The following is a 19,130-nucleotide window of genomic DNA, read 5'->3' as shown; positions in this document are numbered from 1 at the left end:
GGCTTACGACTGGTATTCGGGAAGTAAAACAATAGGCAGTGGCGGCAATTCGTGGTCGGCTATTGGCTTATCTTTTCGCCTTTGGCCACCTTGCGCACCAGGTCGAGCAGGTGGTTTTCGTCGCCTTCGTTGTAGGCATTGTGCTGCCACACGATGTTGCCGGCCCCATCCAGCAGGAAGGTATGGGGAATGTTGTTCACGTTCAGGGCGCGCTTCAGGTCCTGGTTCTGGTCGAGGTACACAGGATAGGTCCAGCCCCGGCCTTTGGTCAGCGGGCCTACTTTGGCCGCGTTCCGCGCATCGTCGATGCTGACGGCAATGAGCGTGGCGCCCGTTTCGGCCTGCAAGTCAGGAAACAGCTCATGAATGTTGGTCAGCTCGGCAATGCAGGGCTTGCACCACGTAGCCCAGAAGCTGATAATCACCGGCTTGCCCTGCCCCACGCCCGGCAGCGCCGCCGTGCTGATGGCCTTGCCATCCATGGTGCGCACCGTGACGGCGGGCAGCTTACGGGTTTTCAGGTCGGCATCGTTTGGGGTGGCCGCCTGTGCCGGTGCCGACGAGCCCGACTGCGCGTAGGTCCGCGCGCCCGTGCCCAATGCCAGTACGGCCGTGAGCGCGAGCAAGGAAAGATTTTTTTTCACGAGAAGAAGAGATAGGAGAGAAAAAAACCAAGCCCGGCCGGCCTGGGTGGTGCCAGGCCGGGCTTGCTAAAGGTACTGCGCAAACGCTATTCGATGGTAAGCTTGCTGGTGCGGGTGCCCTGGCTGGTGCTCAGACGCACGGTGTAGAGGCCGGCGGGGCGCTGGCCCAGGTCGAGGGTCAGTTCCTGGGCCCCGGCGGTCATGTGCTGGGCCGGGCGGTCCAGCACGCGGCGGCCTACGGCATCGAGCACTTCCACGCGCACCGTTTCGGGGCGCGCCAGGGTTACGAACAGCGTGGTGCGGCCAGCCGCAGGGTTAGGGGCCAGCGAGAAAGCCGGGCCGGTTTGCGAGGTGCGCGTAGCCAGCGGGTTGCGCAGCGTGAGGTAGCCACCCTGATATACTTCCTTCGTCACCAAATCCTGTACGAACACAACTACTCTCAAGCTATCGAAGTGCTCCACATATTGCCATGTCAGCGGCAGCGTAGGGGCTGGAAAAGTGAAGCTCTGGTTGAGGTTATACGCTTGACCTGAGGCCAAAGCAGGTAGAGTTGTGCCATTCTGATTAGGCATCATCTTCTTCATCACGTCAAAGAAGCGGGTTTCCCCGTTGGTGCGGAAATTCAGAATCGTCTCGCGTTCGACAATTGCCATATGAGCAACCAAACGGCCAGCGGGTACTGCAAAGAGAGGCTTAACAATAGCATTAGCCGTCACTGTGTTGTTGAGCACCGTATAGCTGCCACCAACCCGGGCGAGAGCCGGCTTTGCGCGAAACTGGTCGAGAATACCGGCGGTATAGCTCTGCGAATTCTGGTTCCAGCCGCCATCTAGTAGCATATAAGGAATCGCACTGATTCCGTAATAACCACGGCGCGAAATGCTTTCCGGCGATTGGTAAGGGTCATCGCCGGGCGCAGGGAAGTTTTGCTGGTACTTGATTTCCACAAACTTGCCGCGTTGAGCCGGTTGCGTATTAATCGTACGGGTATTGATGTTGCCCAAACGACAGGGGCCGCAGGTGCTGCTGGTAAAATCCTCTTCCACCACGGTGCGCTGCATCGTAGAGTCGGGTACTACCACGGTGGTGCGCAGGGTATCGTTGGTAAAGTTCTGGTCCACACCGCCGTTGATGTGCGAAAACCAAGCCCGCACGCGGTGCACACCGCCCGTGGTCGGCACCCAGGGCGTGGGGTGCACAAACGAAGCCGTGTCCAGATACGCCACGCTCAAGCCAGCCATCGACGAAGAAACTACCGGGCCATTATTGATGCGGTAGTTTGCCGTCACGTCTGTCACCGTCTGGGTGCCCAGGTTCTGAAAGGCACCCTGAATGGTCACGTTCGATTGCTTGGCCGCCGTGCGGGGCAGGCGAATGGCGCGGCCCGCAATGTCGCGCACGGCCTGGGTGCCGGGGCCAAACTCATAGTAGCCGTTGTCGGCGGGCGTGAGGTCGGCCAGGTTGGGCACGGTCACGGCCGGCGAAGCGGCCACTTGTACCGCCTGCGTAGCCGAGAGCTGAATGCCGACCGTCAGCGTCTGCGGCTCCGAGTTTGCGCGCTGCCATACGGTGTAAATTTTATTGGTGCTCTCCTCCAGCACGATGCACAGGTAAATCACCCCGTTGGCATACGGAATGTTGGTGTTGGCTCCCGGAATGCTTATCGAGTTGAACTGCACCCAGTGCTGCCGGTTGGGTGCCGTGCCAAAAGTCTTGCTTACGATATAGTCGTTATTCGCCGTCATCAGCGTACCCCAGGTACAAATAGAATTGTCTGGAATAGCGGCATCGGGCAGCACACGGTTTTGGTTGCTGGGCACTGCCAGGGCGCCGGTGCTAAACGTGAGCACGCCGCTGCTCGACACCTTATAGCTCGTGAACGTCTGCCCGTTCATCTGAAAGCCGAACGGCAGCGTCTGAACGGGGGTCCACTCCGGGGCCGTCTGGGTGTTGGCCGTGCCGGTCAGGAGCAGGTTCCAGGGGGTCAGGGCCGTGTCGTGGCGGTCCTCGTTGTCGTTATTTAATGCCCCCGGGTTCTGGCCAGCCTGCAGGTTTGGCAAGATATAATACTGGGCCGCCGCCGGACGGCCAACCAATACCCCAAGTGTGCAAATTGTGGCGAGAAGCGTTTTTTTCATAAAATGACCTTAGAGAAAGAAATATTTCGCGGGAGGCATGAGGAATTTGGCAAAAAGCGCGTCAAAATGCACCGGTTTCCCAGAACGGGCCTGCCCTCACAGCGCCTTAAAGTTAAGATATATAGCCCCATCCGCTGTTAACGGGTAGCTAATTTGTCGTTTCCCACGTATTTTTGTTTCAGTCACTTTTCTCCGTCACCCCTTACCACCTCCATTAAGCATGAACAAATTCTTACTGTCAGCGGCCCTCCTGTTGGGCATCGCAACCACCGGCCAGGCCGGCCGTCTGCAAGGCGTCAGCATGAGCGGCGCACCAGCCGTCACGGTTATGGGCGGCTTTGCCCAGGCGCTGCCCCTGCAGGCCGACGTTCTTATCACCAACAGCTCGGGCCGCACCCTTCGCCTGGGCCTGCAGCGCCAGATTCGCACCGAAGTGGCTGGCTCCGAAAATAACTTCTGCTTCGGCGTAAACTGCTACCCGCCCACCGTGACCACGGCCCCCAGCCCCATCACCCTGGCCAATGGCGGCACCGACAACAGCATGGTGCTTGACTACACGCCCAATAACAACTCCGGCATCACCATCATCCGCTACGCCCTCTACGAAGTAGGCACGCAGGATTCCACCTACATCACCGTAACCTACAACGCCACCCAGCGCACCCTGGCCACCACGGCCAGCAAAGCCCCCGAATCGGTGCTCAGCCAGCCGTGGCCCAACCCAGCCGCTGCCGGTACCAGCAGCGAACTGACCTATACGCTACCGGCCAATAGCCGCGGCGCTCACCTCGTTCTCGTCTCGATGGCCGATGGCCGCCGTGTCCGCGACATCGTCCTCCCCGTCACCCTCGCCGAAGGCCTCGTCCGTTTCCGCACCGATGGCCTCGCAGCTGGCATCTACAGCTGCCTGCTCCTCAGCGGCGCTGACGGCCGCGGCGAGCTCCTCGCGGCGCGCCGTCTGCAGGTTCAATAGATTCAGCAGGCCTTCGGGCGTGGCGCTGGCCAGCTGGGCCTCGTCACGCTTGAAGAAGTCCTTATGCACGTTCACGACCGGCTCCCCTGGGGCCGGTCGTTGTCGTATATAGGCCCCGTCTTCGCGCATGACGTAGCTGTTCTGGTTGTCCATCATGTTCATCATCAGAATATTGATGGCCTCGCGCTTCAGCTGCGGATTCACAATCAGGAACAGCGCCTCAATGCGCCGGTCGAACGAGCGCACCATAATATCGGCCGAGCCGGCATATAGCTTGGCATCGCCGCCGTTGTGGAAATAAAACAGGCGCGTGTGCTCCAGGTATTCGCCCACGATGCTGCGCACCTCAATGTTCTCGCTCAGCCCCGGCCGCCCGGGCCGCAGGCAGCAGATGCCGCGCACGATGAACCGAATGGGCACGCCGGCCTTGGCCGCCCGGTAAAACTCGTCAATCAGCTCCTTGTCTTCCAAGGAGTTCATCTTCATCACAATGCCGCTGGGCAGGCCCTTTTTGGCGTGCTTCACCTCCTCGCGCACGAGGTGGATGAGCTGCTGCCGCATGTCCTTGGGCGCGGTGATGAGGTATTCGTAGTCGTCGGGCTGCGAGTGGCCGGTAATCACGTTGAAGAATTCCGACACATCGTGGCCATACACGTCGTTGGTGGTCAGCAGGCTCACGTCGGTGTACAGGCGCGACGTCTGCTCGTTGTAGTTACCCGAGCCGATGTGCACGTAGCGCGTCACCTTCTCCCCTTCCTTGCGGATAATCATGAGCAGCTTGGTGTGCGTCTTGTACTTGCTCACCCCGTAAATCACAAAGCAGCCGGCCTTTTCGAGCCGTGCCCCTTCCCGAATATTCTTCTCCTCATCAAACCGGGCCTTCACCTCAAACAGCACCGAAACGTGCTTGCCGTTCTCGGCCGCCTTCAGCAGCGCGGCCGATACGCGGGAGTCATCGGCCAGGCGATAAATCGTTTGCTTGATGCCCAGCACGTGCGGGTCCACGGCGGCCTGCTCCAGCAGCCGCACCATGGGCTCGATGCTGTTGTAGGGGTGGTGCAGCAGCACGTCGTGGTGCTTGAGGTACTCGAACAGGTTGTCGTCGGCGCCTTCGGGCAGGCTCAGGGGCTGCACCGAGGAAGGTGTTTTGGCGGCCCGGCCCCGGAAATTGGGATGCCGCACTATCTGCCACAGCCCCTTCATGTCAATCATCGAATTGATGACGAACACGTTGCCGTTGTCAATATTCCACCGCTCGCGCAGTACCTCCATGAGCACCGGCGAGGCATTGGGCTCCACTTCCACGCGCACCACGCGGCCGCGCTTGCGGGTTTTCAGGCCTACCTGAATTTCCTTAATGAAGTCGTTGTCAATGTCATCCGATTCTTCCAGCGTAAAGTCGCCGTTGCGGGTGATGCGGAACAGGTTGGCCGACACAATCTCCACGTTGCGGAACAGGCGCGGCAGAAACTCGCGCACCACTTCCTCAATAGGCACAAACATCACCTTGTCTTTGCGCGTGAGCTCAAAGAAGCGGGTCAGGTTCTGCGGAATCTGCACGAAGGTGAGGCGCTCCTGCCCTTTCTCGGCCTCGCCATCGAGGCCGACGGCCAGGCCGTTGCCAATGCGCGTAACCACGCCGAAAATGAGCATCTGGTTCATCATCAGCGGGAAGCCGTGATACGAGTCGTACACCATCGGCGTGAGCAGCGGAAACACGGTATTCTTGAAGTAGCCATCGGCTTTCTTCACTTCAAGCTCCGTGAGGTCGCTCATTTTGAGGATGTTGAAGCCGTTCTTTTCAAAGTTGGGCTTCAGCTCATTCAGAAAAGTCAGGCTTTGGTCGTTCACGAAGCGGTGCGCGAAATCGAGCAGCTTGCGCCGGAACGGCAGTTCGCGCAGGCCTGAGTAGTCAATCCGCTCCTTGCCGTAATCGAGGTAATTATAGAGCGAGCCCACGCGAATCATGAAAAACTCGTCGAGGTTGGAGCTGGTGATGGCCAGAAACTTAAGCCGGTCGAACAGGCTGCGGCTGCTGTCCTGCGCCTGGTCGAGCACCCGGTAGTTGAACCGCATCCAGCTCAAATCGCGGCTGATGTATTTGCTTTTTCGGATAAGGTCGGCGGACTTAAAGAGCTTCATAGTGGGTTCGGAATGACAGGGCAAAATACGTGAGAATGGCCCTGTGAATAATGCTTTACGCAGAAATAATCGCCGTGGCTTCAATCTCAACCAACAGCCGTGGGTCAATCAGCGCCTTCACTTCCAGCATGGAAGCTGCCGGCCGAATTTCGCTGAATATTTCACCGTGCGCGCGCCCCACCGCTTCCCATTGCGAAATATCCGTTACGAAAATGCGCGTACGCACCACGTCGGCAAACGACGCCCCAGCCGCTTGCAGGGCGGCCCCGATTTTCTCCAGCGCCCGTTTGGTTTGGGTGTAGGCATCGGTGCCGGTCACGGCGTCGCCGTCCTGGGCGGTGGTTCCGGCCACTTCCACCACGTTGCCCACGCGCACGGCGCGGGAGTACCCCACTATCGGCTCCCAGGGAGCGCCGGAAGAAATAAGCTGTCGCATCGGTTTCAAACAGGCACGAAAAAGAAAAGGCCCGCTTTGCAGCGGGCCTTTTCAGATAACCAGACTTAAACGTCGAGCTTGGCGTATTTGGCGTTTCGCTCAATAAAGTCGCGACGCGGAGCCACTTCGTCGCCCATCAGCATCGAGAACAGGTGGTCGGCCTCGGAGGCCGACTCTACGGTTACCTGCTTCAGGGTGCGGGTGGCGGGCTGCATGGTGGTGGTCCAGAGCTGCTCGGCGTTCATCTCGCCCAGGCCTTTGTAGCGCTGCACGTTCACCGTTTCGGGCTTGCCCCGGCCCATTTCATCCTGCGCCTGCTGGCGCTCTTCTTCGGTCCAGCAGTAGCGCTCCTCCTTGCCGCGCTTCACGAGGTAGAGCGGCGGCAGGGCAATGTAGATGTAGCCCCGGTCCACCAGCTCGCGCATGTAGCGGAAGAAGAACGTGAGAATGAGGGTGCGAATGTGCGAGCCGTCGATGTCAGCGTCGGTCATGATGATGACCTTGTGGTAGCGCAGCTTGTCGAAGTTCAGCGGGCCGGTTTCGGTGCCTTCCTCATCGGTGGTGAAAGCCAGGGACTTCCGCTCGTTGAAGCTCACGCCCAGCGCGGTAATCATGTTCCGGATTTCCTCGTTTTCCAGAATGCGGTGCTCCTGGGCCTTCTCCACGTTCAGGATTTTGCCGCGCAGCGGCATAATGGCCTGAAATGCGCGGTTGCGCCCCTGCTTGGCCGTGCCACCGGCCGAATCACCTTCGACGAGGTACAGCTCGCAGATTTCGGGGTCCGACTCCGAGCAGTCGGCCAGCTTGCCGGGCAGGCTGTTGCTGCTCAGCACGCCCTTGCGCTGCACCATGTCCTTGGCCTTGCGGGCGGCAATGCGGGCCTTGGCGGCCAGAATCACCTTCTCCATGATTTTGTTGGCCTGGTTGGGGTTCTCATCCAGGTACTGTGTCAGGATTTCACCCACCACCGAGTTCACGGCACCGCTCACTTCGGAGTTGCCCAGCTTGGTCTTGGTCTGGCCTTCAAACTGCGGCTCGGCCACTTTCACCGATATCACGGCCGTGAGGCCCTCACGGAAGTCATCGCCGGTGATTTCCACTTTGGCTTTTTCAAACAGCTTGTTTTTGTCGCCGTAGTTTTTCAGCACCCGCGTCACCGCCGAGCGGAAGCCGCCTACGTGCGTGCCGCCCTCGATGGTGTTGATGTTGTTGACGTAGGAATAGACGTTTTCCTGGTACGAGGTGTTGTACTGCAGCGCCACTTCTACCGGCGTGCCGCCCTTCTCGCTTTCCACATAAATAGGCTCGGCCAGCAGCGAAGGCCGCTGCTCCCCGTCGAGGTACTGCACGAAGTCGCGCAGGCCGCCGGTCGAGTAGAATTCTTCGCCCCGGAACTCGCCGTCGGGCATTTTTTCGCGACGGTCGGTGAGGGTAATGCGGATGCCTTTGTTCAGATACGACAGGTCGCGCAGACGCGAGGCAATGGTGTCGTAGCGGTACTCGGTTTCGGAGAAGATGCTGGCATCGGGCAGGAACTGCACTTCGGTGCCGTGTTCCTCCGTGTCGCCAATTTCCTTCACCGGATACTGCGGGAAACCAATTTTATATTCCTGCTGGTACACGTGGCCTTTGAGGCGCACGGTCACCTTCAGGTCGGTGCTGAGGGCGTTCACGCAGCTCACGCCCACGCCGTGCAGGCCGCCTGACACTTTGTAAGAGCCTTTGTCGAACTTGCCACCGGCGTGCAGCACCGTCAGCACCACTTCCAGGGCCGACTTCTGCTCCTTGGCGTGCCAGTCGACCGGAATGCCGCGGCCGTTGTCGCGGACGGTGATGGAGTTGTCTTCGTTGATGGTAACGTTAATCAGGTCGCAGTAGCCGGCGAGGGCTTCGTCAATCGAGTTATCGACTACCTCCCACACCAAGTGGTGCAGGCCTTTCAGGCCGGTATCGCCGATGTACATGCTGGGCCGCTTGCGCACGGCCTCCAATCCTTCGAGTACTTGAATGCTGTCAGCGGTATAGTCCGGCTGCGGAATCTTTGCGGTTGTTTCGCTCATGAGGGCGGGATTAAATCAGGTCATAAAACAGCCCAACGGACTGCTAGGTACTGAACACTCAAAAGTACATATTTAATCCCATTTTAAGTAGTTTTTGCGGCCCATAGCCCCGGATTTTTTCCTATTAAACAGCTCGTCAGTCGCCCGCAAACGCCTGCGGGCTGCTCCCAAAAAACAGCACAAAAAAAAGGGCGTTTCTCCGCGGAGAAACGCCCTTTTCCCAAGGGGCAATAAGGGTTATTGCACCACCAGTTTCTTCTGCGATACACCCGTTTCGTTGCGCAGTTCCATCACGTACACACCGGCCTTTTCCTTGGTCAGGTCGATGGTGATGGCGGCCGAGCTAACGGAGCTGGGAGTCAGCTGGCGGCTGTACACCTGGCGGCCCAGCGCATCGGTCACGGTCAGCGTCGTGGCGGCTTTCAGGCCCCCTTCTACCTGCACCTGAAACAGGCCGGTGCTCGGGTTAGGATAGGCGTTCAGAGCCACCTTGTCGGTAGTGGCGGCGAAGCGGCTGGCCAAAGGCGTTGCAGCATTCAGCTTGTAGATACCACCTGCACCGGTACCTACTTCCAGGTAGCTGCCGATGTAGCCAGCCGTGCTGTTGAGCACGTCCATGCACAGGTACACGCGGCGGTAAGACGAGCCGTTGTTCGTGTACGTGATGCCGTTGTCGATGTCTTTCCAGTTAACACCATCCGAGCTGGTCGAAGAACCGAACTCGTCGTTTGCGGCAGTAGTGGTAGCGTTCGGCACACGCGAAGTACCGGCGCTGATGTAGAAGCCCGGCGTGGTAGCCGTGGCGGGCACAGCGTCGATATCGTACGAATAGAACTTACCCGTGGCGTTGTTGATGGGCGTGATGGCCGTCCAGGTGCGGCCACCGTCGGCCGTCCGGATAACGTTGATGGTGCCCGGCGAAGGCGGAGTGGTGGTCACGGCAGCAGCTTGCGTGTTGAAGGCAATGCCGTTGAGCGGGTCTTTGAACGCGATGCGGTTGATTTGGCTCATCAGCGGCGTGGTGGCGATGGCCGTCCAGGTGAGGCCCCGGTCCGTCGATTTCAGAATGCGGCAGGCGCCTACCGGGCTTTGACGCGACGTGCTGGCCCAAATGGTGTTGGTGCCGGCGAGGGCGAAGTACGAGCGCACCAGGCCGCCTTCGTTGGCGCCGGCAATGGGTGCGGGCAGGTTGGCCGAAGGCACGCGGGTCCAGGTCAGGCCGCCGTCGGTGGTGCGCATTACTTCAAAGTAAGGCGCTGCGCCGCTGGCATCCGTGTTGGGGTCGCCAAAGGCAACGCCTTCGTTGGCATCAAACATGTGCACCCAGTTGTTGAAGCCGGCCGGAGCGGCGAAGCCCGTACCTTGCACTGCCGTCCAGTTCTGGCCGCCGTTGGACGTGCGCAGAATCTGGCCGCCGCCGGTGTTGTTGAACATAGCTGCCACGGCAATCTGGTTGTTCACGCCCTCAATGTTGGCCGCCTCAAAAGCGCTGCCGCCCTGCGAGCTGATGCTGCCCCAGTCAAACTCGGTGCCTGTGCTGTTGTTGGTGCGAACGAAGAATTTGTTCTGGGTGCGGGTAGAGCCCGGAGCCAGCGTAGTGGAATAGGTCAGACCCCAAGCAACGTTTTGCGACACCGTGTGAATGTCGTCCAGCTGGTTAGTATCGTCGAAGGTCTGTACGTTGGTCGTGTTAACAACGGTCCAACGCTGGGCATACGCGCTGCTGGCAAAGCCGAGCAAGCCCAGAAAAAGTAATGATTTTTTCATGACAACTAAGATGTTAAATTTAGGTGGTGAAGAGAGGAGAAATTAAACGGTGGAAAAATGACATTGCAGAAATGGCTGCCTGGCAAGCGCCTGCACCGCCATTTGGAGGCCCAATATAGGGCTAATTGTTGGTTATTTGCTAATCCAACGGCATTCGGCCGCCCGGAGTTGCTGAATTCGGCACCGGCTGAAACCGATTTAATCTTGCTTTAATGCGATTGGCCGGAGTCCTGAATCGGCAATGGGTGGTAAAAAGCAAAAGTCCCTCCCCAAACGGGGAGGGACTTTTGCAGTGGCCCCGTTTGGATTCGAACCAAAGACCGACTACTTAGAAGGTAGTTGCTCTATCCAGCTGAGCTACGGGGTCGAAAACGGGGCAAACAATGTCGGGGTGGCAGGATTCGAACCTACGACCTCCTGGTCCCAAACCAGGCGCGATACCGGGCTACGCTACACCCCGAAAAAAATAATGCTGAGCCCTGAAGGCGGCCTGCCGGTTGGAGCCCCGGCGGGCAGCTTTCGCGGCCCAACATTATAGTGGAGAGGGGGGGATTCGAACCCCCGGTAACCTTTAGAGCTACGGCAGTTTAGCAAACTACTGGTTTCAGCCACTCACCCACCTCTCCAGGTCGGCTTCGCTTCCGTCCGAAGCGGGTGCAAATATACTAGCCGAACTGAAAAGGCCATGCTTTCGGCAAAAAAATTATCTGACTGCTCAAAAAACGCCCTGGCCCACTTCGAACAGCGCCGTAGCCATCCAGTATTTAAACCCGTCCGTGACAGCACAGATGGCGCGGCTGGAGGTTGTAATATTGGGCCTCATTTTCCGACGACCATTGCTGAGCTGGGCATATCCTGATTTTATGTTGGCCGCGCTGGCCCTGGCGCTGGCCCTGGGGCTGCTGGCCCGACACTGGCGCCGGAGTGGCCGGCTGGGGCGCGCGCTGGGCGGGCAGGCCCGCCACCGGGGCTGGAAAACCCTGGTGCGGGGGCTGGCCGGCCTGCTGCTGCTGGTGGCGGCGCTGGGCCCGGCCATGGGCGTGAGCCAGCAGCCGGTGCGCACGGCGGGCAAGGATGTATGGCTGCTGGTTGACGTCTCACGCTCGATGGATGCGCCCGACGTGGCCCCGTCGCGCCTGCTACGGGCTCAGGCCGAGCTTCAGGAGCTGGTGGCACAGTTTCCGGCCGACCGGCTGGGGCTGGTGATTTTTGGCGCCGAAGCGGTGGTGCAATGCCCGCTCACCTACGACCAGGGGGCCGTTCAAACTTTCATCAGCACGCTGCGCACCGGCCTGCTGCCGCCGGGGCCGACCACTTTGCAGGCTCCGCTGGAGCTGGTGCTGGCCCGCATGACTCCTACTGCGGGGCTGGCCACCAGCCCCCCACGAACGACTGCGCTGGTGGTGGTGAGCGATGGCGAAGACTTCGGGGAGAACCTGGAGCCGGCTTTGCGGGCTCTGGGCCGGACGGGAGCCCGCATCTACACAGTGGGTGTGGGCACGGCGGCGGGCGCTAAAATCCCCAAGCCGGCGGGGGGCTTTGTGACGGACGGCAAAGGCAAAGCCGTGCAAACCCGCCTGCGGGAGGCCACGCTGCTGCAGCTGGCGGCCCAAACCGGGGGGCAATACCTGGAGCTCACAAACCAGCAAAACGGGTTTGGGCCGTTGCTGCGGGCGCTGCGGGGCATGCAGGGCACGGCCGAGCAGGTGCGCACCGTGGCCGTGGCCGACAACCGCTACCGCTATCCATTGGCAGCGGCGCTGCTGCTGCTGGCGTTTGATGCGATATTAACGGTGACGGTTATCCGACCATGAAGTATCTGCTGCTGTTACTGCTGCTGCTTAGCGGACCGGGGCTGAACCTGCTCACGCGGGTGCGCGACCGCAATGTGGCCGTGGCCGATGCTACGGCCGCCTACGCGCACGGCGATGCCCGGCGTGCCGCGCAGGCTTTCGCCGAGGCGCTGGCGGCGCAGCATGCCAAAACGCCCGACCCGCGCCTGGTGCTCAACCTGGCCCATGCACAGGTGCGGGCCGGCCAGCGGGAGGCGGCTTATGCCACGTATGGGCGCTTGCTGGGAAGCAGCCCGGCCGGGCTGGGCAGCGTAGCCCGGCAGCAGCTGGCGGTGCTGCTGGCCCAGCGGGGCGAGCTGGCCCAGGCGCTGGGCCTGCTGCGCCAGGCGCTGCTGCTGAATCCGAAAAACAGCGACGCCCGCGCCGACTACGAATTGCTGACCGACTACCTGGCCAGGCACCCGAATGGCCCGCAGATTGCCCCCCCGCCCACGGCTTCGGGGCCGGAAAAAACGAAGCCTGCTTCGGAGGAGCATTCGGCAGAGAAGAATAAGCCCGCCGAAAAAGAAGGCACCGACCGCAAGGGTGAAGCCAACGACCAGATACCCGCGCCGCCCTCCCCCACCCCGCCGCCCGCACGCCGGCCCGATGCCAACGGCCAGCCCGACAACCAGCGCCCCGAAGCCAGCCCCGGCAATGCCGCGAACGGCGGCCGCCAGCCCGGCACCGGTACGCCGCAACCCGTGGCAACGGGCCAGGCCCCCGGCACGCAGCGGGGCCTTGACCAATCGAGCGCCGCCGCAGCTGCCAATCCTAACGGCCGCAGCAACCGGCCCGGTACCGATGCCGCCACGGCGGGCGACCTGAACCTGCAAACCCAGCGCGAGCGCCTGCAAGCCATGAGCCTCAGCCCCGCCCAGGCCCGGCAGCTGCTGGAAACCCTGCGCGCGCAGGAGCAGCAGTATCTGCAGCAAATCACGCGGCCGGCCGCCGCGAAGCCCGACCCGAACAAACCGACGTGGTAGGCTGGCGTTGGGCAGAAATTGCTGAGGCAACCATCTGCGACTAACGCCTGTTAGGCTGAGTGCTGGCCGGGGCAGCCGAAATCCGTACTTTTGCGGCCAGTCTCAACCTCCCACCCCACCCTTTTTTACAAACAGAATATGCAAACCAAAGAAGTTGTCATCATCTCCGCCGTGCGCACGCCGATTGGCTCGTTTGGCGGCGCGTTGTCGTCGCTGTCGGCTACGGAGCTGGGCGGCATTGCCCTGAAGGGCGCGCTGGACAAAGCTGGCGTGGCCGCCTCGGAAGTGCAGCAGGTGATTATGGGCAACGTGATTTCGGCCAACCTGGGCCAGGCTCCGGCCCGGCAGGCGGCCAAGAAAGCCGGCCTGCCGGATACCGTGGAGTGCACGACGGTAAATAAAGTGTGCGCTTCGGGGTCGAAGGCCATCATGTTTGCCGCCCAGGCCATCATGCTGGGGCAGGCCGAGGTGATTCTGGCCGGCGGCATGGAAAGCATGAGCAATGTGCCGTACTACCTCGACAAAGCCCGTTTTGGAGCCAAATATGGCCACGGTCAGATGATTGACGGCCTTGTGCGCGACGGCCTGTGGGACCCCTACCACGACTACGCCATGGGCAACGCCGCCGAGAACACGGCCAAGGAAATGGGCATTACCCGCGAGCAGCAGGACGCTTTTGCCATCGAGAGCTACACCCGCAGCGCCGCCGCCGCCAAAGCCGGCAAGAAGAAGGACGAAATCGTGCCCGTGAGCATCGAGAGCCGGGGCAAAACCACCGTCATCGAAGACGACGAGGAGTACCTGAAAGTCGATTTTGCCAAAGTGCCCGGCCTGAAGCCGGCTTTCATCAAAGACGGCGGTACGGTGACGGCCGCCAACGCCTCCACGCTGAACGACGGCGCCGCCGCCGTGCTGCTGATGAGCCGCGAGAAAGCCGACGCGCTGGGCCTCACCCCCATCGGCCGCATCCTGGGCTTTGCCGATGCCGAGCAGGCGCCCGAGTGGTTCACCACCTCGCCCTCGCTGGCCATTCCGAAGGCCCTGAAAAACGCCGGCAAGACGGCCGCTGACGTGGACTTCTACGAAATCAACGAAGCTTTCTCGGTGGTTTCGCTGGCCAACAACCAGCTGCTGAACCTGGAAGGCACGAAGGTGAACGTGTACGGCGGGGCAGTGAGCCTGGGCCACCCGCTGGGCGCTTCCGGCGCGCGCATCGTGACCACGCTGATGAACGTGCTCAAGAACGAGGGCGGCAAAATCGGCGTGAGCGGGATTTGCAACGGCGGTGGCGGGGCCAGTGCCATTGTGGTGGAGGCGCTGTAAGCTTCTATTGCTCACTATTTAAAGAAAAGCCTCATCGAATAATTCGGTGAGGCTTTTTTTGGCTTGAATTTTAGAAGCACCTTCCTGCTGCACGGAAATAGCATTTCCTGCGTTCTTGCGCCTATGAAATACCTGTTGCCCTTCTTTCTGCTGATTGTCGCTTTTCCCTCCCACGGCCAGCGGCTGCGCCGGCTCGTGACTTATTTCGACTCGACCAAGGTGTATAAGCGCGAGGTGTACACGGCACTGATAGCCGCCGATACCGTGCCGCAGGGCACCTACAAGCGCTTTTACCGCTCGGGCAAGCTGGAGCAGCAAACCAGCTTCAACGCCGGCAAGCGCGACTCGGCCTACGTGGAGTTTCACCCCACGGGCACGCGGCGGCTGGAGGCGACGTACCGCGACGGCATCCGGCAGGGACCGTTCAAGACCTATTACGACGACGGGAAGGTGGCGCAGGCCGGCTTTTTTGTGGACGATGAGCCGAACGGGGAGCTGACGTACTACCACCCCGATGGCTCCATTCGGCTGAAAACCACGCTGGTGAAGGGCCAGCCCAACGGCGCCCTGAAAGCCGTGTATCCGGATGGCAAGACCCAGGCCGAGATAAACTACGAGAACGGCCAGCCCAACGGCGCGGTGAAGTTCTACTACCCCACCGGCGCGGTGCAGAGCGAGGGCTCCTTCACGAAAGGCCTGCTCTCGGGCCCCTACAAAACGTACTACCCCAACGGCCAGATTGAGGTGGAGGTGCTGGCCGACAAAACCGGGCGCGGGCGCTACCGCAGCTACTACGCCAGCGGCAAGCTCCAGACGGAGAGCACCTACGTGCCGGCCCCGCTGGTGCAGCGCAACGTGAAAAACCAGCTCGGCGACGACCTGACCAAGCGCGCCAAGCCCCTCACCGGCACCACCAATCTGGACGGGCCGGCCACCAGCTACTACGAAAGCGGCCAAATCAAAACCAAGCTCACGTATAAAAACGGCGTGCCCACCGGCCACGGCCTGGAGTACTTCGAAAACGGCCACCTGCGCGAGGACACCGACTACAGCAACGGCGGCAAGGACCGCAAAATCACGCGCTACCAAGACGCCGCCGGACAGCTGGTGCAGGCCGAGGAGCAGTACAAGAATAACCGCCCGGCCGGCACCTGGCGCGAGTATTACCCCGATGGCAAGGCCGTGCGCAAGCAGGAAACCTACGGCCCCAGCGGCCGCCTGGTGAACGACCGGCTCACCTATTTCGAGAACGGCCAGGTGCAGACCCGCCAGCCCTATCTGAACGGTTTTATGGGCGGCATCGGGCAGGAGTATTTCCCTTCGGGCAAGCTGCGCAAGGAAACCACCTACGTCCGCAGCCAGATTCAGGGCGCGTTCAAGGAATACCGGGAGGACGGCACCGTGGCCGTGAGCGGCCAGTACCGCAACAGCAAGCAAAGCGGCGTGTGGACCTACTACAAGGAAGACGGCACCACCGTGGACCGCACCGTGACCTACCGCAACGGCGTGCTGGTCGACCCCATCAAGCAGCCCAAACCAAAACCCAAAGCCCCGGTGAAGCGGCGGTAGCCCGCTGGCCCTTCCCCGCAGCACGTTGAGCCCTGGCCGAATGGTCAGGGCTTTTTTGGGTTTCAGGAGAATTTCTATCCCCTTGGGCAACCGATGCAGGGACTTGCGCATCTGACCACCAGGCGGCACAACCCAGACCGGCCCGCATCGAATGGTGCTAAGGCATTTTTGGCAATAATTTTTTTCTTCTGACAATCAATGGGTAACAGGATTCAAGGCTTTGCTTAACCCTTATTTCTGCAAACAGTACCTTGCGTTACAAAGTACCTGCTTTACATTTGTTCCATACAACGCCCAGTAGCTGCCGTTAGCGTGTACCAAAGACCACCCGCTACCGCCCGGCTGCAGCCGCCTCACCGGGACAACCGGGCGAGGGAACACCTCACCTCCGCAGTGGAACCGCGGCCACTGCCCGACCTGAGTGCTCTCTCGCTCCCCACTACCTCACCATCTGCACCATGAAAACCTTCCTCACTTTTCCTGCGCTTTCTTCCGTTGACCGCGTGCTGCTCGGCCTTACCATTGCCGGTCTGGCCCTGCCGCTGGGCGCGGCGGCCCAGACTGGCGGCCCCGGCAGCGTGAGCGGCAGCCTGGTGGAAGAGGCTTCGGGCCAGCCCGTGCCCTTCTCCGACGTGCTGCTGCTGCGCGCCGCCGATTCTACCTTTGTGGCCGTGGCCCAGACCACCGAGCAGGGCACGTTTAAGGCCACGGCGCTGCCGCTGGGCGCGTATCTGCTGCGAGTGCAGGATTTGAACTACCGGCCGCTGCGCCGCCGCTTCACGCTCACGGCTGCGGCCCCGGCCATGCAAGTCAATGGCTTGAAAATGGCCGCTGCTACCGCCACCCGGCTGAATGAAGTGGTGGTGACCGGCCAGAAAGCGGCCGTGGTGGAAGAGCTGGGCAAGCGCGTGATTAACGTGGAAAAAGACCTGGGCAGCGTGGGCGGCACGGCGGCCAACGTGCTGCAAAACGTGCCCTCGGTGAGCGTGGACGTAAACGGCACCGTCTCGATGCGCGGCTCCTCCAACCTGACCATCCTCATTGATGGCAAGCCGGCCGGCGTGAGCAACGGCGGTACCGGCGGCACCCGCCTCGACCAGATTCCGGCCTCGCGCATTGCCCAGGTGGAAGTCATTACCAACCCGTCGGCCAAATACGACGCGGCCGGCGGCGGCGGCGTTATCAACCTGATTACGAAGAAGGAAACCCGCACCGGCACCAACGGCACGGCCGCCCTCAACCTCGGCACCAAGGACAAATACAGCGGCAACCTGAGCCTGAGCCGCAAGGTGGGCAAAGCCACCTGGCAGGCCGGCTACGACGGCCGCGACGTGACCTACGGCAGCAAAGGCCACAGCGAGCAAACCGCCCTGCTCGGCACCGAAACCGTGCGCACTACGCAGGTAGCTACCGGCAACGAAATCCACCGCAACCACTCGCTGCGGGCCGGCGTGGACCTGGAACTACCTAAAAACCAAAGCCTGGGCCTGAGCGTGAACGCCGGCACCGAGCGCAACCTCGAAGGCGAAAGCCAGGAGCTGGGCCAGCAAACCAACAACGGCCCCGTGCAGCGCGCCCTCGGCCGGCAGGACCTCGACGTACAGGTGAAAGTCCTCAACTTCAACAGCAACTACCGCCGCACCTGGGAAGCCCACAAGGGTCGCGAGCTGACCGCTGGCTTAGGCGGCGTGTTGATTGACGCCAACGTGCCGGTGGTGCAGCGGCAGTACGCCGAGGCCGGCTCGGCGGGCGTGCCGCAGCCCGGCACCCGGCAGCTGCTCGACCTGCTGGCCAACGTGCAGTATGGCCAAATAGACTACACCCACCCGCTGGCCGACGGCAAAGGCCGCCTCGAAATGGGCGCCAAAGTAGAGCGCCAGGCCAACGACGGCAGCAACAGCTTCGGCTACGCCACCAGCGAAACCCGCCCCGACGACTTCCGCAACGACCCCGCCCGCTCGCTCACCTACACCTCGCAGCAGGTGGTGCCGGCCGCCTACGTCACCGCCCAGCACAGCTTCGGCAGCAAGTGGAATGCCCAGGCCGGCCTGCGCTCCGAGTACACCTACCTGAGCGGCAGCGTGGTGGGCGGCGAGGGCATTGCCCAGCGCGGCAGCCTGAGCCAGGACTACCTGAGCTTCTTCCCCTCGGCCCTCATCAGCCGCGACTTTGGCAAGGAAGCCGGCCAGAACCGCCTGCAGCTGAGCTACGCCCGCCGCCTCAACCGCCCCAACTTCATGCAGCAGCTGCCGCTGGCCATCTACCAGGACCCGCGCAGCTACCGCCTCGGCAACCCGCGCTTGCAGGCCGAGTTCAGCAATAACCTGGAGTTGGGCCACCAGATTACCCTCGGCCAGGCCACCATTACCAGTACGCTGTTTGCCCGCATCACCACCAATTCCATCCAGCGCCTGCGCTTCGTGGACACCACGGCCACCCGCCTCGCCGGCCCCGGCGCCGGCCTCGTGACCGCCGAAACCTACGACAACCTGGGCACCACCACCAACCTCGGCGCCGAGTTCAGCCTCAACCAGCCCCTGGCCAAGTGGTGGCGCGTGAATGCCAGCGCCAGCCTCTACCGCGCCCAGATTGCCGGCAACGGCATCGCCAGCAACCGCACGGCCCTGGTGAGCACCGCCCGCCTGGCCAACAACTTCACCCTCCGCCCCACCCTCGAAATGCAGCTGAGCGGCAACGTGCGCTCGGCCTCGCTCACGGCCCAGGGCCGGCAGCTGGCCTGGGGCCAGGTGGATGTGGCCCTGCGTCAGCGCTTGTTTCAGGACCGCGCCGCCCTCACCCTCCGCGTTTCCGACCTCTTCAACACCAACGTTTACCGCACCGAAATCGCCACCGACCTGCTCAGCAGCACCCGCTACAGCAAGGACGAAACCCGCGTCGGCTGGCTGGGCTTCACCTGGTACATCGGCGCCAGCAAGGCCAAGCCGGGCCGCATCGAGGCCGCGCCCCAGGGCGGCGGCGGCTTCGGCGGCTGAGGTACCCTTCCGTTTGCCACCCCGCTTTTCTCACCTTCTTCTTTCTGCGAAAAACCCCGTCGTCGGCTTGGTCCGGCGGCGGGGTTTTGGTTTGCAATTGGTGATTCCCGAACCATGTAGGGGCGGGGCCTGCCCCCGCCCGGCGTTGAATGGCATCGTTGCCAGCCCCGACTGTCGTTGAATGGTATCGGTGCTATTCAGCAACCGATGGTTACGCTCCTATCTTCGTCGTGCAACGCCGGGCGGGGGCAGGCCCCGCCCCTACTT

11 protein-coding genes and 3 tRNA genes are annotated in these 19,130 nt (G+C 61.6%); 5 read left to right on the top strand and 9 right to left on the bottom strand.

Going from position 1 to position 19,130, the window contains the following annotated elements:
- Positions 1–59: 59 nt before the first annotated feature.
- The 9 genes from ACYVHT_RS08765 to ACYVHT_RS08725 form a co-directional block, all read right to left on the bottom strand.
- Positions 60–644: a TlpA family protein disulfide reductase gene (locus ACYVHT_RS08765; protein ID WP_460550118.1), complete on the bottom strand. Its 585-nt coding sequence runs from the start codon at positions 642–644 to the stop codon at positions 60–62.
- Positions 645–730: 86 nt separating this feature from the next.
- Entirely contained in the window at positions 731–2,704 is a 1,974-nt protein-coding gene (locus ACYVHT_RS08760; RefSeq protein WP_460550116.1) for a T9SS type A sorting domain-containing protein, read from the bottom strand.
- 838 nt (positions 2,705–3,542) lie between these two features.
- Positions 3,543–5,897 carry a polyphosphate kinase gene (gene ppk1, locus ACYVHT_RS08755; RefSeq protein WP_460550114.1) on the bottom strand — a complete coding sequence of 785 codons (2,355 nt, stop codon included), beginning with the start codon at positions 5,895–5,897 and terminating at the stop codon, positions 3,543–3,545.
- A 55-nt stretch (positions 5,898–5,952) separates the two neighbouring features.
- On the bottom strand, positions 5,953–6,333 hold the full coding sequence (locus ACYVHT_RS08750) for a RidA family protein (protein WP_460550112.1): 381 nt from the start codon (positions 6,331–6,333) through the stop codon (positions 5,953–5,955).
- 65 nt (positions 6,334–6,398) lie between these two features.
- Entirely contained in the window at positions 6,399–8,393 is a 1,995-nt protein-coding gene (gene gyrB / locus ACYVHT_RS08745; RefSeq protein ID WP_460550110.1) for a DNA topoisomerase subunit B, read from the bottom strand.
- Between the two features lie 237 nt (positions 8,394–8,630).
- Positions 8,631–10,160, bottom strand: coding sequence for a T9SS type A sorting domain-containing protein (locus ACYVHT_RS08740; RefSeq protein ID WP_460550108.1), 1,530 nt, complete (start codon positions 10,158–10,160; stop codon positions 8,631–8,633).
- Positions 10,161–10,453: 293 nt separating this feature from the next.
- A tRNA-Arg gene (locus ACYVHT_RS08735) sits at positions 10,454–10,527 on the bottom strand.
- A 19-nt stretch (positions 10,528–10,546) separates the two neighbouring features.
- Positions 10,547–10,620: transfer RNA gene (locus tag ACYVHT_RS08730), tRNA-Pro, on the bottom strand.
- Between the two features lie 78 nt (positions 10,621–10,698).
- Positions 10,699–10,786 (bottom strand) — tRNA-Ser (locus ACYVHT_RS08725).
- A 237-nt stretch (positions 10,787–11,023) separates the two neighbouring features.
- Here ACYVHT_RS08725 and ACYVHT_RS08720 point away from each other — a divergent pair.
- The 5 genes from ACYVHT_RS08720 (at position 11,024) to ACYVHT_RS08700 (ending at position 18,863) form a co-directional block, all read left to right on the top strand.
- Positions 11,024–11,974: a vWA domain-containing protein gene (locus tag ACYVHT_RS08720; protein ID WP_460550106.1), complete on the top strand. Its 951-nt coding sequence runs from the start codon at positions 11,024–11,026 to the stop codon at positions 11,972–11,974.
- The gene (locus ACYVHT_RS08715) at positions 11,971–12,978 is read left to right on the top strand and encodes a hypothetical protein (RefSeq protein ID WP_460550104.1); all 1,008 of its coding nucleotides are present in this window, start codon (positions 11,971–11,973) and stop codon (positions 12,976–12,978) included. The genes ACYVHT_RS08720 and ACYVHT_RS08715 overlap by 4 nt, the downstream gene beginning before the upstream one ends.
- Positions 12,979–13,116: 138 nt before the next feature.
- On the top strand, positions 13,117–14,301 hold the full coding sequence (locus tag ACYVHT_RS08710) for an acetyl-CoA C-acyltransferase (protein WP_460550102.1): 1,185 nt from the start codon (positions 13,117–13,119) through the stop codon (positions 14,299–14,301).
- Between the two features lie 123 nt (positions 14,302–14,424).
- Complete coding sequence (locus ACYVHT_RS08705) at positions 14,425–15,870, top strand: toxin-antitoxin system YwqK family antitoxin (RefSeq protein ID WP_460550100.1); 1,446 nt, start codon at positions 14,425–14,427, stop codon at positions 15,868–15,870.
- Positions 15,871–16,328: 458 nt separating this feature from the next.
- Positions 16,329–18,863: a TonB-dependent receptor domain-containing protein gene (locus ACYVHT_RS08700; protein ID WP_460550098.1), complete on the top strand. Its 2,535-nt coding sequence runs from the start codon at positions 16,329–16,331 to the stop codon at positions 18,861–18,863.
- Positions 18,864–19,130 lie beyond the last annotated feature (267 nt).

This window comes from Hymenobacter daeguensis (assembly GCF_054780555.1).
The sequence above is the reverse complement of the archived record's forward strand: the minus strand, read 5'-3'. Positions and strand labels throughout refer to the sequence as shown.